This window comes from Marinobacter aromaticivorans (genome assembly GCF_002806975.1).
Lineage (GTDB): Bacteria > Pseudomonadota > Gammaproteobacteria > Pseudomonadales > Oleiphilaceae > Marinobacter > Marinobacter aromaticivorans.
Genome location: NZ_NIHD01000020.1, coordinates 25822 through 40016 on the forward strand (window position 1 = coordinate 25822; position 14195 = coordinate 40016).

Sequence of the window (14195 nt, forward strand, 5' to 3'; positions counted from 1 at the left end):
CTGAGCCTTGAGCGACAATAGCCTTGCAGTAGGCTTTAAAACATAGTCTGGAGGAATTTCAAGAAACTCTGTTCACCTCGTCGGAATTGTTGCCAGCGCTCAAGCGATCCAACAGCTCATTCTTCACGCTCAGCTCGGTTTCAAGCTGCTGCACCTTCGCTTTCAACTGGTCGTTCACGCGCTGCTGCTTTTCAAAGGCAGCCTTTCGTTGGCGTAACGCCACGACTTGCTGCTCTAGCCGCACTGTTTTGTCGGCCAGACGACGATTTTCGCGCTCCCGCTCGCCCAATTGCTGGGTCAACCGATCCGACTGCTTTCGAACTTCAGTCACCTCCGTGAACAGTCGGCTGATCTCCCGAGTGGCCTGGGTCTGCTCGTCGCGTTTCACGGCCAGGGCTTGTTGCAGGTGGCGTTGCTCTTCCTGGACTTGCTGGACCTGCTGCTCATGCCGCCGCTGATCCTGCTCGCGCTGCTCTTTCACGGAACCGCGATAATGCTCCAGCGCCTGCCGGGCATGGTTGTGTTTTTCTTCGAGTGAATTCACCTGGCGTTGCTTGTCCTGAACCTGCTCAGTCACACTTTCAATGCGCTGGGCCTGTGCGCGGTTATCGCCTTCGAGTTTCGAGAGCGCCTCACGCAGCCCAAGGGCCTCCGCCTGTAAATCATCCCGCGCCTGAGCCAACACGGTATTTTGCGCCTGGTGTTGCCTGGTCTCAGCGGTCTGTGCCGTCAAGGCTTCCTGCAGGCCGGCCACCTCGGCCTGTTGGCGCTGTTCGGCCTGCTCAATGGTTTCCTGCGCGTCCTGACGTAATTGCCGAGCCAGTTGGCCTACCAAGTCGGTAACGTGGCTGCTCAGAAGCGCTTCGTCGTCCAGACGGGTGCTTTCACGCGCCTCGATCGCTTTCAGGTGGTTGCTGATGGTGGTCTTTGAGCCGGTGTTGCCCAGCTCGGCTCGTATGGCGTCGATGGAGGGGTGAACATTGCGAGCCAGAAGACGTTTACGAGCGTCCTCAACCAGGGGTTGGGTGATGCCGCCTCGGGCCATGATGGTGTCCTCATGTTTATTTTGTACTGTTTTACGTATTATGTAATTACGTACTATATACACCAGAACGGTCGTTGGAAAGCACGGCTTTACAGACATGTGATAATCCAGCGTTATCCATTGTGATGCTCATTTCGACGGCTATACTGACCGATGCTCGGTACGATATGACTCGATTTGCCGCCCTGGACCAAGGCCGCACCAGGAGATCAAAAATGCACAAACAAGCCGAACCACTCGATCAACACGTGTGCGAAGCAGCCGAACGTTGGATAAGGGAAGCGACAAGAGCATCGCCGAAATCGGACGACGCTGGTGCGCCCAATGACGGTTGATCGGTACGTTCGGGCTGCTACCCGCGACAATACCCGACGGAGCTACCGATCCGCAGTCGAGCATTTTGAGAGCAGTTTAACGGGTTTGCAAAATGGAGTTTTTTTGGTCGCGAGGGCATCATTGCGGCCAACCTCCGGCATGAGCAGCAAAAGGTGGTGAAGTACAACCACCTGGTGGCGAATATGCTGATCTTGCACAACGTCGAGGCTCTCAGCCGGGTATTGCGCGATATGGCAGCGGAAGGGATCGCCATCACCGTAGATGTCCTGAAAACGCTATCGCCGTACCGAACCCGTCATATCAATCGTTTTGGAGATTACACATTGGACTTTAGACGTCCGGTAGGGCAGCAGTTGTTTGATTTGAAACTTGCTGAGCTTACCCCTCAAGGGACGCCCGGTGATCAGGTGAACCCAAAATATGAGCCGAAATAGAAACGGGCTAAACTACAAATATTTCAGTTGGTTAGGGGATTTTTTAGACTATTTTTCACGTTTGTCTGCCAACCCTCGATTACTCTCAAATCTCTGTCGAACCCACCCATGTATCTCCGAGAAAAGCATCCAGCTCAGGCAAAGTGAGATGTGCTGTAACAGATTCCAGCATCCGTTGTGACCAGCCGGATTTAGGCACCGGCATTTCAAAAACAAGATTCCGGCCTGCGTCCAGGACGGTCAGAGTAAGGTGAACGACAGAGGTGAGAATGTCCGGCTCACAGGGCTTCTCTCGCTCGACAATAAAGCAGATTGCCACATCAGTACCCAAGAATCTGCTGAAGGGCTTGGGCCAGCTGCTCTGGCGTTTTATAGCCTTTGATGAGGTAATCACGACCGGTTTTGTGATCAAGAACTCTCAGAGCGGGTGTTCCGGTAATACCCAGCTTCGATCCCTCACGATAATCCGCTGAGATTCGGTCTTCGTGGGCATCAGAGTCCAGGCAGAGCTCCATCGCTTTGCCACTCAAGCCCATCGATCTGGCAAACGTCGGCAGATCACCCACCCCCTGACCATTGCTTCGAGTCTTCTCAAAAAATTGGTCAAGGGCAGCCCAGGCAACCTGGTTGCCATAGGACTCTCGTACACACTCGACGGCTTTGGCTTGCATGGCGGCCGCCGGGTTATGACCGCTTAAAGGGAAATGCTTGAATTCCCAGTTGACGACGCCGCGGGAGTTATCAACGACCGATTTCAATCCACCATGCATTTTGCGGCAAAACGGGCACTCAATATCGCTAAATTCCTGCATGGTGAGGCGTGCGTTCAAGTTGCCGTACACGAGCCGGTCTTCAGGTGTTTGCGGGGAGGCCAATTCATATTCTCCGATGAGAGTTTGAAAGGCTTTCTTTACCTGCCTTTGTTCGGCTAGATCCAACCTCTGATCCACGATGGACACGACTTCATTGCTTGTAAGCGTCTGCGTGACCTGAGATTGACCTTGTTTGAGCGCTTTAATCTCTGAAAACTGGTAGGCGTGGCTCAGCGAGAGAACGCCAAAAGCCGCGAAGAGAGCTACTTGCGAGAGTTTGGGCATAACAAAGGGTCCGGAATAAATTTTCACCATCTTATCGGCTCCGGACCGATTAATAAGGTTCAAACGGTCCGGTAGGCATGACCTTTTGTTTTCCGCCGGGCAATGTCCCTAACAGTAGAATTCCAGCAGTTATTTTCAAACAGAAATAGCTGGTGATTTGACTGGCCCACTTGAAGGCAGACCCTGACTTTGAAGACCCAAATTAGTGGAATCGTGATCGCACAGGTCGCAGATCAAATTGGCGGCGACGTGGCAACCAGTTACCTGCCCGCTGGGTACACGGGTCACTGTGCCATTGTTGCGGAATCTAATTCGGATGTGATTGCCGTTCTATCGTCAGGAATCGAGGCATTTAGAGTGGCGGCCTACGCAATCACTCCTGATGGTGGGTACGGATCGGTGAGCATCCACCCAACTCAGCTGGATGAAACTCATGAGTCTCTCCTAGACTGGATAGACGTCGGCAGAAAGATTAGGAGTGCCGTTGAAGATTGAACTGCTGTTCCTGACTTTTGCCGCCTACGCCATTCTCCAGCTTTTCAGCTTGAGAGTCTTTCGCGGCCATTTGAAGTCCGCTGCGGTCGTTTCAGCGGTCATTGGCGCCCTCATCACCGCGTACACAATCATCACAATCCTTCTGGCTAGCAACCTGTGGCCACTGATGCTTCTGTTGTCGGCTCCATGGATGTTGCTTTATCTAGTCTTGCTACTGATCCTGAACGCCCTGGTTAACGCAAGATCACTCGGTAATCGACATCGTTGGTCGCAATCAAAGCCATGAAGAAAGCTGTGCTGAAATTTCTGGGGTGGGCTGAGTTTCGGGCTCGAATGAAACATCGCTTTAATCCTGGGCCCGTTGATACAAGTCAGTATGCGGACCACTTTGCCAGCAAGGTCTCATGGTCTCCGATGGACACGCAAAGCGTGCTTCTACGCCGGAGGCTCGTTTCCCTCGGGCCACTCGCTCTGACATTTGCATTGCCATCCTCGCTGAAGATCCTGATGGCTGTGATGCCTGTTCTGATTACCCTGCCGATGACTCTGGTCGTCGACACTTGGCACAGGTTGGCGTTTATTGCACCGTTCATCCTGATTCCCGGTTACCTCACAATTGGGTACGTTTTCTATCGCTCGGCGGGTCGGCCCGTGTTTGACCGCAAATCTGGGACCTTCTGGAAAAGCTCAAGCGAATCCCGGCACACGGGGGCAGTCGAGCTGGCCGACATTCATTCTCTCCAGTTGATCTCATTCTTTTACTCGGACGGCGATCCAAAATCAGCCGGCGTTGTTTACCAACTGAACGCTGTTTTGAGCGACAAATCAAGGCGTGAAGTATTCACGCAACGTCGGCCTTTGACCTCCGCCGGCAGGAGGGCGCTTATCGGAGATTGTGAACGCCTGGCTCGATGGCTTGGAGTTCGTCTCTGGGACGCGATACATGAATTTGATCGATAAGCTTCGGACGATTAAGGTTTGAGCATCCGAATAAACTAGGAGCTCTTTAATGGAGCAACGTAAGGCGCGCGTGATCATTCCGGATCATCTAGCTTTCGCAGATCTCGGGCTGAAACGCCTTGAGACAGGCAAAATTGAATTCGACTGGGACGTAATCAAGCAAATCTGTGAGCGCAGTGAGGGGCTTCCTTTAGATCACCTCGAAGAAGGCCCCGATGATAATGTCGTCGGGTTGATTCTTGGCTGGTATATGGTGATTCGGGAGAATGGTGGGGAGAGCGATCCTGTAGCCGAACAACTCGTTGCCGAACTTATGGAAAAAGAGCCTGAGGGCGACTCCACTGATGATGAATCTGGACGTGCTTGAGCGGCCCAGCACCTCAAATTGAGCCATTCCGCATTTCTAAGGAATCAACAATCTTGATCAATGCAGTATTGAAGATCGTATTTCTTGCCCTTCTGGCCGCCGCCAACCCAGCTTTCGCTTCAGTCGTTAAAATGTCGAACAGCGGTATCTGCCATCCACCACAAAGCAGCTGGTATGACCGAACCAAAACCTTTCAGCCATTTGATTCTGTTAAAGAATGCCTTGCCTCGGGCGGTCGCCTGCCGAAGGGGATGGCTCGTCCTTCTGTAAGTGATCGGAGAGTTATCAAGTCGTCTGTTTCAGATAGCTACTCCAGGTCAGCCTTTGGCCACGGATGGGATGATGCAGATGGTGATTGCCAGGACAGTAGGGCAGAAGTGCTTATTCAGATGTCATCAACACCGGTCAGATTTGCAACAGATCGACGCTGCCGAGTCGTAACCGGCAGGTGGATAAGCCCTTTCTCGGGAAACGTCATTCAGAATTCGTCTGAAGTGGAAATCGATCATGTTGTCCCATTGAAATGGGCCTGGGATCGTGGCGCCAATTACTGGAGTGATGCAAATCGGGAATGGTTTGCCAATGACCCTGTAAATCTTCTCCCGGTCGAGTCTCAATAGCAGTAAAGGTGCAAGAGGCCCGATGGAATGGTTGCCACCCTCCGGGCGATGTGCCTACGTGGCGCGGTTTTCCAGGATTACGAAGAAATACCGGCTAGAACCCCAACCAACTGAAACTGAGTGGATCAAAGACTTTCTGCGGCGATGTCGCTAATGGGGGACGGGCGACAGACCACTTTCCAGCCCAGATTTTGCGCACCCATTCTAGATTTCTACCTGGTAAGTATGTGGGCTGGCCCGTTTCAATAGACCAAATGCAACGAGGGCATCAAGATAGCTTCGAACGACGCTTGACGGGGTTCGTATCAGGGCATTCTCCTCGCTGGTAAGGAACCACACATTTTTTTCAGTAACCGGGGTCTTGCGATTGCTCGTTGCAAACAGGGTTTCAAGCTTGAGATCGCTCAGCCGCTTAGCCCAGTCGACAACGCCAAACCGACGAACGATACTGTCAGTGAGTGGCTTGACTGAAACCTGATGCCCCTTCGGAACGTCAGCGATTGCCCGCTCGTAAATGTAGGTTTGCCACACCCGCCGGTCTATGTTGAACAACCAGTCTCCAGCGACTCGTACCGATAGATATTTGGGCCAGCTACCATTGGCAAACTCCCTGGGAAAGCGCTGTGGAATGTCGAGTAAAAGCTTGCTCGAATTCGCAGCGAGGAGCTTTTCTCTCGCTTCCTGACCAGCGACCGTGTTGAGCTCGATGAGTTTTTTCAGATCTTGCTGATAGTTGGCTCTTGCGGCTTCACGCTGCCTTTGATGTTCGCGAGCAGCATCACGCTCTTTATCTTCACGTCGGCGCCTGCGATCGAGCACCTCAGATACCTTGGCCTCCAGTTCCGCTTGTTTCTGTCGAACTTTTTTTAAATTGGAATACAGTGAACAGCGGTACCAGCAACGAGCAGCCATTCTCAGCACCGCGCGCTCTAGCACTTCGGTATCCGCCAAGGCATCAATCTCCCAGTCGCCCAGGTCTATCTCCATGAGGTTATCCAAGGCCTCGGCTTTGGGTTGCTCCACACCATGAGTAACCTTGATCTCAATGTAGAGCTTGGCATTGTTCTTAAGGGTTGCGGTAACGTCCGGTATCCAACGACCAGGTTCTTCTGCCTGCTTTTCTGACACGGCCGACACCAGCTGAACGAGACGCTCGGGGTAAAGAACGCTGCCAGTTAGAACATCGTCCTCAGAAGTAACGGGAACCGTTATCTCCACGGAGTGAGCGGGAAGCACTACGGTTAAGTGATCCAAGATGATTTGCTTGGCCATCTTGTGAACGGCTGTTTCGAAACCGCCGACACACTCGGGACCGCGATCATGAGAAAAATAGGGCCGGGTTTGACCCCCCTGATTGGCAATAAGGGGCCAATCGCAATTTGGACACAGGCAATTACAGTCTCGTCCACGAGCCACATTTTCTGGAGCGACGAGTCTGCCATCGAGGGAGCCGAAAGGAATTTTTAAGGACCGTTTTTTCATCAAAGTCGGCTAAGATTATAGTCAAACATGCAGCGAGAATGGCTCGGCATTGGGGATTATCAGGGATGGAATTGCCCAGAGTGTCAGCTTTGGGACCGCCACTCATGTTCGTATTCAACACTGATATAGTGCTGCAGCTCCTCTCAACGAAGCAAGAAGCAAGTTATCATCGTCCATCCCAGACTGCTTCTTGAGCTGCGCCAGTGCCAAGGCTCCAAAGCGGAATGTCTGAGCTATTGGCAAGGGCAGGGCATAACAGTTCCCTGAGCCCTGAGTCGCAGAAATGAATAACCGATTGGGTTGGCGTTCTACGACAATGCCCTTTGTTGGTCGCTTGAATTCCGCTTTGGGCAAATAACCCAGGCACACGCAGCATAGGAGTGGCAGATCATCCTCTCCGAGCTGAAGAACGATCTTGCTCTTCCAGTTGATGCGTTCGCCGTCACGAGGGGCGACCTCAAGATTCAAAGCCGCAAGGGGCTCCTCGCCATCTTTTAGCAAGACGGTCGCTTCGGCCGTAAGCCCAGCTTTTGAGCCGAAACACCGTACTTTCGTCTGATTAGCCGGATGATTACGCATGTCCACGAACGTACCTATGGATGCTCAGCGACTGGATAACAGGTTCTGGCTCTATTTTTGATTCCCGCTGGAGTCGAATGGGCACCTCTTTACGGGAAACAGGATTCTCCCGCCACGCCATCCGAGGGAGCATTTTTTGTTGAGCAATGACGGCCCCCGAGATTGGACAGCTTTTCCGCTGAATCTCCCCTTTTTCGAGGTATGAGTAATTCGCCCTCAACTGATTTGGCAGGGTAATCCGGCGCACCAGGATTTCGTCCGGGGCACATTTACGCCTCAGGATATCCAAAGCGGTTTCCGCCAAATCTTCATCGCGATCTCTCAGGCCTTCCGCCATAGCGACTGCCTCATCGAAGGTTAGCTTCTGAATACGCGCGTGACTGGTGGCCCAGGTCCACGAGATTGATTCAAGCGCTGGCGGCATCACCCGAATTTGCCGGTAGCACTCACGCAAGTCCAATGTCTGAATGCCCGCACTTTTAAGCGCTTTCTTAAGTACCGTTTCGCGCGAACCGGCCACCTTACCCGAGGCGAGACTGCGGATCTTCAGGATTGTTTCCTTGAAATGTGCTTTGGTCTCATTGAGCTGTTCGACAACCGACACTGTTTCGCCAGAGGCGCATACAATGCCTGCGTCGCACTGCCGGCTCTGAGTGTCGTCAATGGTCAGGCCAACGGCATCCACAATCGCCTGCTTGCGGGCTTGTGCAGAGTATCGCTCATTTTCAGTGCTACTGAACGGTGGCACGTAAACTTCGAAATCTGCCCTGTGATCATCGTCTGAAAGCGTTTTCAGTTGCTCGCAGTTATCCACCAGAGCCTGGTATGCCCGGGAGAGTTGATCGATCAACTCTCCCGGGACTGAGACAGTCTCGGCAACAGAGTTCTGCATTTTGTGAGCCCTCGATTTCTGAGTACGGCACGGACAGCGTCAACGCGTAATCAATACTAATTTTATGCATTATTATACCATATATTTCTATATTGCGAAGTCTTTGATTGGCCATGCGCAGCTCGTGTCAGTATCTTTGTTCCAACTGCTTACAGAACCCAGTGAAAAAGCCTTTAACTAAGAACCGGACAACATGACGAAACTTGCGATTCCCATTAGCCGTGAGACCTTGATCGCGCTCGATAAAGACAGGACGAAAATTGCCGGTTTGACCAACCCTGAGCTCGCTGGATTGTTCACTCTCTTCAAGTTGGCCAACACCTCAAAGCCCTTTAATGGCCCTGCAAGTGAAAGGCTTCTGGCGGACTGCTTACGGCTGATTGCTGAGTCTGAGGAAACGAAGTCAGAAATCCAGGACCTCCTTCAAGAGCGCACTGAGGGTTTCATGGACCTGGCGCCAGGCAACAGCGATGGTTTTTTTCTCATGTCTGTCTCGGATGTGGCCAATAAAAGTTACCTGGAAAAGCCAAACGGCTGGCGCTTTGGCTGTTCGAGTGAATTCAATCAGGTTTTTATCAAGAGGGGCATTTTAGGTCAGCAGCGATCTGTTTCACTTTCCGTAGAGCATGACCGTCTGATTCGGGCAATTGAGGCTGAGCCCGAAGAACCTATGGCTGTTCAAGGTTTTGCCGGTGTAGGCAAAACGTATCTGATAACCACCTTAGCGGCATCTCTCAGCGCAAAAGGACTCTCCGTTGTTGCCCTGGCACACACTCGGCAGCAACTTGCGGTACTTATGGATCGTACCCAGGCCGCCCGCGGGCTGACGTTGGGAGAATTGATCAAGGAACTTGTGTATCCCGGGGAGGACGCACCCAGACCTTCGCGTGGTTCGCGCTACCGGATGGGGCAGAGGTTTAATCGTACCTATGAGCAGATGGCCCAGATACTGGAAATTCGGCCGCTTCAGCGAGCGCGGGCACCGGAGATAGCAAAAATAGCCTGGAAAACCGTAACTTCATTCTGCCACAGTGCGAGTAATGAGATTTCAGATGAGCATCTCCCCTCTACGATGAGGTTTCACTGGTCCGCTCCCGAGAAAGCAATTCTGGTAGAAATTGCACGGAGGATGTGGGCCTTCATCGTCGATCCGCCCAACCAGGAGTCCGAACTTCCAACGCGAATCTACCACCTAATCAAGCTTGCGGATGTTCAAGGGAAGGTGCTTCCACCGACGATCCGAATCGCTCTGGTTGATGAGGCCCACGATTTGCCTGTGCCTATCATCAACATCTTAGAGAGGACACCTCCGCCGCAGGCGACCTTTACCTTTGGAGATCGCTATCAGCACCTCTTCGGCGCCGGCGGAACGGAGCGACCAAGACGATCACGAGGCCGGGAGCTGGGGGTTTCAGTTAGGGCGGGGGAGAGCACAACGGATTTGTTCAATCAGGTTCTTGCGGCACACCCGATTACTCCGGAAATGGAATTTGTCGGAATCCGGCCGGAAAACACCCAGGTTCTGTCTTATCAGAGCCTTCCAACACCAAGCGGTAATTGCGCCATCATTTTTCGCTCTTACTGGGCTTTGTTCGAGCAATTCCAGCGATGTGCGCATGATAAAGCGGCTTTTAGATTGATGCCTGGCTCAGAGAAAGCCTTGCAGTGGTTTATGGGTGATGTGATTGAACTGTTTAACCACGGTACTCGCCCGAGCTTCCCGAGCTTGTTCCGGTACGGAACTTTCGACGAACTTATAAAGCGCGAATCAGAGTTCGCTGACATAACCCGGGTTGTCGACCTGCTCACCCGTGGATATCGGCTTCCAAATCTAACCGAGTCACTCTCGCGCCAGATCCGCAACACATCCAATGTTTTGTGGCTGGGGATGCCGGAACACACCAAGAATATGGAGTTCGACAAGGTCGTTATCTCCGATGACTTTTTCAGTCAGACCAACATGGTTAAAAAAGAAGCATTGGTTTCGAGCGTCTACACAGCCATCTCTCGAGTCAGATCCGAGCTCTACGTGCCAGAGGATTTTGATACATGGGTCAAGCAGCTTTCCTCGAATTAGAGGAACTTCTAAACATCGCCACGGGAAATCGAATTAGCGCTTTGTCGCACCCCCATTTATTCTCTCTATTAACTGGTCAATCTGTTTGGCGTGCTGTCCTGCGAGCCCATCCAATTGAGTTCTCAGCACACCTAGCTCCTTGGTAAGAGCCTCGTTCTCATTTTTTTCTTCTTTCAGTGCCTGAAGTGCAGCGTCCTTCAAGGCCTGCTCATGATGGCACTTTTCCTGAGCGACAGCCAACGACCGCTCGAGTTCCGAAACCTGACGCCGGAGAATATCCATATCCTTACGTGTGGTTTTTAGCTCGGAAGATAACTTAATACGTTCGGCACGAACATAGCCAAGGTCTTCTTCGAGCTCTTGCAGCATAGACTGGGCATCAAGCAACTCGGCTCTAGCTTTTTCCTGGGCCTTTTGGCTGGCCTCCATATCCGAAGCTGTTTGCTGTTGGACATGCCTTTCAGTCTTGTCGTACAAATCAAGCGCTAACTGGCGCACGTAGTCCATCAACGGTGAAGACAAGTCTTTCAGGGACTGTTCAATATCTTTGGGGAGCGCCTGAACTCTGGAGCTTGGCCGCCCTTGGTTGGGTTCAGCTTCGCAATACTCCTCCCACACCCGAAGAAGACGGTCTGGTGATCCACTCCCGGTCATTTTTCGGAGCCCAAAGCCAGTGATGCGGCGACCTGCTTCTTGTAATTTTTTACCGGCCTCGATGATGGCTTCGTTGGATGTCTCGGGAGGTCGCATGGCTCATCCTTCATGGGTTATCTCACTGCCCAAAGAATAGCAAAGAAACAAAAGAAACAAATAAACTATTACTGAATTCTGAAAACCTACTCCATATGTTCCGTCAGCGCTTTTAAATGAGCTTTGGAAACGGTGCTGTCGCAGTCTGCTAACCGGATACAATAGGCATTCCGATATTTCTGACCCATAGGAGCGAGCGGGTCATAGCCATTTAACTGGTCAAGCCTGCGAAACGCGCCACACCGTGAACAACGCGGCCTATCGATGCAATGAACGTTGGATTGATTGTTGGACATTATCGGGTTTCCAAGTCTTTCGTTTCTCCGGCATGTACTCTGCAGTCGATAAACTGTGAGCGGTCTCCTGCTCCGAGTGCAACACCTCGGGTTAATCAACGCCTGACGGCGCTTCCAGGCTGAGTTAATCGTCGGCAAGTCTATAGTAGAAACCGTCGGATCGCATGGAGGTGACAGGCGCCCTGAAACCGATGGTAGAGAACCTTTTGCGTAGATGAAGACCGACGACGACTTTAATACAATTGAACTGTACGTTGGCGACTCTGAATTTGAAAGCCGCAGGCCTGACCGGATGACCGACGGCAGCTTGCGCTGGAGAGAACGATCACTACTACCTTTGATTGGACCGGTGTTGTAAACGCATGGCTGATACTTGGATTGTTAACCTTCGGCATTATTTGCAGCAGGATGGGTCCATCGGGATCGAATCAGGTCCTGGTCGACGTCTTGCTGAGTTTTTTGTCGCCATTGTCAAAGAGACCAGTGGCGACATTGACGAAGAGGGAATTTTTCCTAAAGTTCTATGCCGCAGGAAGCCAATGAGAAAACCGTGTGTCGGTGAGATACAGAGCTACATTGATCCGGAAGACGATGCCATTGTGTGGCGCTGCCCCGTGTGTGGAGATAATGGAGCCATAAGCGGTTGGGAGGGAAGTTTTTGGGACCTCTCAACAATAGTTACGAGACATTGAATGTGAAAATCCTTTCACAAATACGCTTCATTAAACTGCAAAACGAGAACAGCTCTATAGATGGTTTTTTATACCAGATCAGCTTCTCGTTTTTATCAAATTAGGGAGTCCGCCGCCAACATCTCGTTAATCGCATCTTTGGTCCGCCTATCTTTTCCTTCCTTTTCCTACCATAACCTTACATAACCTTACATAACCTGGGCACGGCTTCGCCGCGCGTTGCTCGGGATGGAAAAACCCTCTACCAGGTTGCGTCATTCTCCGGAGTCGCGGGCTGGAATAGGGCGATGCCCGATGCGGATCTGGTATAACAATGCATAATCTAAATACAGGGGTCGCCTCTGGCACTCTGAATAAATATACTGTTCATCCATGGCTATGTTGGCATTGGCTGTTGGTTTGCACCTATCGCAATTCGCAGCCAAGCCTCTTCGGTAGGTTGAGCACGCTCAAATAGCCGCCGCCATGCCAGATAGCTCGGCAGATATGCTGTCCCAACCCCATGAAACCGCGCTATCCAGCCCTTCAATCGACTCATATAACCGTTTACGTTCTGTATGTGGTATTCCTTGCCGATCACTCGTTGATTATCGAGTGTGATCAGTCGGTGGTGAGCAATACCTTGGTTCTTGGAGAAGGTTTTGTACCAACTGTGGCCATCTGAACATAGAATCGAGTCACGATTGATAATCGGCGTCAGAAAAGCATGCACCGTCGGTTTGTTTAATGCAGGATCTACCAAATCACTGATGTTACCGTTGCGATCCCGTGCAATAAGTACCGGAATTTTATTCGCTTTATGCTTATTTTTACTTTCCCCGCCCCGCTTCCTGGAACTGCGATGCGTGATGTTGCGCTTGCCTTTGCAAGACGCGGTAAAGAAGGTTTCATCCACTTCGACAATGCCGGAAAGGGCATTTGCGTTGGCGTTTGCACTGGCAGTCAGAAAACGGTGACGCCATCGAAAAGCTGTCTTTAAATCAATGCCTACTCGAAATGCCGATACCCGCAGAGTCAGGCTGTCTCGCATGCATCTCAGATAATCAAACCACTTGTTGCGGTGATGCAACCTGGTCAGTGATGTACCTGTAACGGCATTAAAGGTCTTGTGACAGGTCAGGCTCTGGCAACGATATCTCTGCAAACCACCAGAATGTCCCCACTTGACGACGTGCTCATGACCGCAATGCGGACATAGGTGAGATCTGGCCGTTTCCAGCAAGGTGTGAGCCTGAGCATTGATTTGCCCAAGAAGCTGATTAGCAAGGTGTTGTTTGAGATCAACCGGGAGGTGGGTCAAGGCCTTTTCGAGGGCATTAAGGTCAGCTTTTTTCATGTTGCGCTCCACCGAAGGACTGCTTATACAGTAGTATATACAGTATTATTGGAGCGTACCAACAGCGTTAGCCAACATAGCCTCATCCATACAGTACATCAAATCGGAACGCCAAGATGTTGATCACAGAAATTTTCCGTCCCGCCGAACAGTTCCAACGTTCAATTGCACTCTACGCCGATACCGTTAAAGCGGGTTTTCCATCGCCAGCCCAGGACTACATTGAAAAAACGCTGTCCTTGGATGACCTCTGCATTCGCACACCGGCCGCCACCTTTTTTGTCCGTGCTTCTGGCTCATCGATGGAAAAAGCCGGCATTCATGACGGGGATGTGCTGGTCGTTGATCGCAGCCTCCCTCCCGGCCACCGGAAGATCGTCATTGCCTCGGTCGACGGGGAGTTTGTGTGCAAACGACTAGATTTGAGCGTCCCCAGCAAACCTGTCCTCCGAGCGGAGAGCGACGATTACCCGGACATCACGCTTCGCGATGAAGATGAACTCGAAATTTTCGGTGTCGTAACAACCGTCGTGCATGCACTCTGAAATGAAACAGATATTCGCCCTGTGCGATGTGAACGCGATGTACGCGGCCTGTGAAACGGTGTTCGATCCCTCACTAGTGTGCCCTAACAAAAGTTCGTCGAATAATTTGTAGCTTAAGGTTATAATTGCAGAAAGCATCGACGGAGCTACTGCAATGGGTCGACCCGTTATTCCTTTGATCATTACAGACCA

The 14195-nt window shown here is 51.6% G+C and carries 13 protein-coding genes and 1 pseudogene; 7 read left to right on the forward strand and 7 right to left on the reverse strand.

Annotated features, from left to right (window positions below; genetic code table 11):
- Positions 1 to 58: 58 nt before the first annotated feature.
- Positions 59 to 1045 (reverse strand): DNA-binding protein, encoded by a 987-nt coding sequence (locus CDH48_RS17980; RefSeq protein WP_157807865.1) that lies wholly within the window; start codon positions 1043 to 1045, stop codon positions 59 to 61.
- A gap of 404 nt (positions 1046 to 1449) precedes the next feature.
- Here CDH48_RS17980 and CDH48_RS17985 point away from each other — a divergent pair.
- Positions 1450 to 1815: pseudogene (locus CDH48_RS17985) on the forward strand (Tn3 family transposase); the annotation flags it as partial.
- A gap of 320 nt (positions 1816 to 2135) precedes the next feature.
- Here CDH48_RS17985 and CDH48_RS17995 read toward each other — a convergent pair.
- Positions 2136 to 2942 (reverse strand): DsbA family protein, encoded by an 807-nt coding sequence (locus CDH48_RS17995; RefSeq protein WP_227521166.1) that lies wholly within the window; start codon positions 2940 to 2942, stop codon positions 2136 to 2138.
- Between the two features lie 454 nt (positions 2943 to 3396).
- Here CDH48_RS17995 and CDH48_RS18005 point away from each other — a divergent pair, with 454 nt between their 5' ends.
- From CDH48_RS18005 to CDH48_RS18020, 4 genes are read left to right on the forward strand one after another with little or no spacing between them, the layout of a single operon-like run.
- A complete protein-coding gene (locus CDH48_RS18005; protein ID WP_100690094.1) occupies positions 3397 to 3693 on the forward strand; it encodes a hypothetical protein in 297 nt (98 codons plus the stop codon).
- Positions 3690 to 4367: a hypothetical protein gene (locus tag CDH48_RS18010; protein ID WP_157807866.1), complete on the forward strand. Its 678-nt coding sequence runs from the start codon at positions 3690 to 3692 to the stop codon at positions 4365 to 4367. The genes CDH48_RS18005 and CDH48_RS18010 overlap by 4 nt, the downstream gene beginning before the upstream one ends.
- Positions 4368 to 4416: 49 nt before the next feature.
- Positions 4417 to 4734 (forward strand): hypothetical protein, encoded by a 318-nt coding sequence (locus CDH48_RS18015; protein ID WP_100690096.1) that lies wholly within the window; start codon positions 4417 to 4419, stop codon positions 4732 to 4734.
- A gap of 53 nt (positions 4735 to 4787) precedes the next feature.
- On the forward strand, positions 4788 to 5354 hold the full coding sequence (locus tag CDH48_RS18020) for an HNH endonuclease family protein (protein ID WP_227521167.1): 567 nt from the start codon (positions 4788 to 4790) through the stop codon (positions 5352 to 5354).
- A 204-nt stretch (positions 5355 to 5558) separates the two neighbouring features.
- On the opposite strand, the gene CDH48_RS18025 is transcribed toward CDH48_RS18020, so the two are convergent.
- The 3 genes from CDH48_RS18025 to CDH48_RS18040 form a co-directional block, all read right to left on the reverse strand.
- Positions 5559 to 6626, reverse strand: coding sequence for a hypothetical protein (locus tag CDH48_RS18025; protein ID WP_157807867.1), 1068 nt, complete (start codon positions 6624 to 6626; stop codon positions 5559 to 5561).
- Positions 6627 to 6950: 324 nt separating this feature from the next.
- Complete coding sequence (locus CDH48_RS18035; RefSeq protein WP_069183720.1) at positions 6951 to 7415, reverse strand: hypothetical protein; 465 nt, start codon at positions 7413 to 7415, stop codon at positions 6951 to 6953.
- Positions 7408 to 8307, reverse strand: a complete 900-nt coding sequence (locus CDH48_RS18040; RefSeq protein WP_100690099.1) for a DNA replication terminus site-binding protein — start codon at positions 8305 to 8307, stop codon at positions 7408 to 7410. Before CDH48_RS18040 ends, CDH48_RS18035 begins: the two co-directional genes overlap by 8 nt.
- A gap of 193 nt (positions 8308 to 8500) precedes the next feature.
- Here CDH48_RS18040 and CDH48_RS18045 point away from each other — a divergent pair, with 193 nt between their 5' ends.
- Positions 8501 to 10384 carry an AAA family ATPase gene (locus tag CDH48_RS18045; protein ID WP_100690100.1) on the forward strand — a complete coding sequence of 628 codons (1884 nt, stop codon included), beginning with the start codon at positions 8501 to 8503 and terminating at the stop codon, positions 10382 to 10384.
- A gap of 33 nt (positions 10385 to 10417) precedes the next feature.
- Here the strand turns inward: CDH48_RS18045 and CDH48_RS18050 are convergent, their stop codons facing one another.
- Complete coding sequence (locus CDH48_RS18050) at positions 10418 to 11134, reverse strand: DNA-binding protein (RefSeq protein ID WP_100690101.1); 717 nt, start codon at positions 11132 to 11134, stop codon at positions 10418 to 10420.
- Positions 11135 to 12498: 1364 nt separating this feature from the next.
- Positions 12499 to 13458: an IS1595 family transposase gene (locus tag CDH48_RS18060; RefSeq protein ID WP_100690103.1), complete on the reverse strand. Its 960-nt coding sequence runs from the start codon at positions 13456 to 13458 to the stop codon at positions 12499 to 12501.
- 116 nt (positions 13459 to 13574) lie between these two features.
- Between CDH48_RS18060 and umuD the strand changes: the two genes are divergently transcribed.
- Positions 13575 to 14003 carry a translesion error-prone DNA polymerase V autoproteolytic subunit gene (umuD, locus tag CDH48_RS18065; protein WP_100690104.1) on the forward strand — a complete coding sequence of 143 codons (429 nt, stop codon included), beginning with the start codon at positions 13575 to 13577 and terminating at the stop codon, positions 14001 to 14003.
- Positions 14004 to 14195 lie beyond the last annotated feature (192 nt).

Bases quoted from the DNA above. Each gene is read 5' to 3' on its own strand.
- CDH48_RS18060 (WP_100690103.1), bottom strand. From the start codon at position 13,458: ATGAAAAAAGCTGACCTTAATGCCCTCGAAAAGGCCTTGACCCACCTC.
- CDH48_RS18010 (WP_157807866.1), top strand. From the start codon at position 3,690: ATGAAGAAAGCTGTGCTGAAATTTCTGGGGTGGGCTGAGTTTCGGGCT.
- CDH48_RS17980 (WP_157807865.1), bottom strand. From the start codon at position 1,045: ATGGCCCGAGGCGGCATCACCCAACCCCTGGTTGAGGACGCTCGTAAA.
- CDH48_RS18035 (WP_069183720.1), bottom strand. From the start codon at position 7,415: ATGCGTAATCATCCGGCTAATCAGACGAAAGTACGGTGTTTCGGCTCA.
- CDH48_RS18015 (WP_100690096.1), top strand. From the start codon at position 4,417: ATGGAGCAACGTAAGGCGCGCGTGATCATTCCGGATCATCTAGCTTTC.
- CDH48_RS18025 (WP_157807867.1), bottom strand. From the start codon at position 6,626: ATGGCCAAGCAAATCATCTTGGATCACTTAACCGTAGTGCTTCCCGCT.
- umuD (WP_100690104.1), top strand. From the start codon at position 13,575: ATGTTGATCACAGAAATTTTCCGTCCCGCCGAACAGTTCCAACGTTCA.
- CDH48_RS18050 (WP_100690101.1), bottom strand. From the start codon at position 11,134: ATGCGACCTCCCGAGACATCCAACGAAGCCATCATCGAGGCCGGTAAA.
- CDH48_RS18040 (WP_100690099.1), bottom strand. From the start codon at position 8,307: ATGCAGAACTCTGTTGCCGAGACTGTCTCAGTCCCGGGAGAGTTGATC.
- CDH48_RS17995 (WP_227521166.1), bottom strand. From the start codon at position 2,942: ATGGTGAAAATTTATTCCGGACCCTTTGTTATGCCCAAACTCTCGCAA.
- CDH48_RS18045 (WP_100690100.1), top strand. From the start codon at position 8,501: ATGACGAAACTTGCGATTCCCATTAGCCGTGAGACCTTGATCGCGCTC.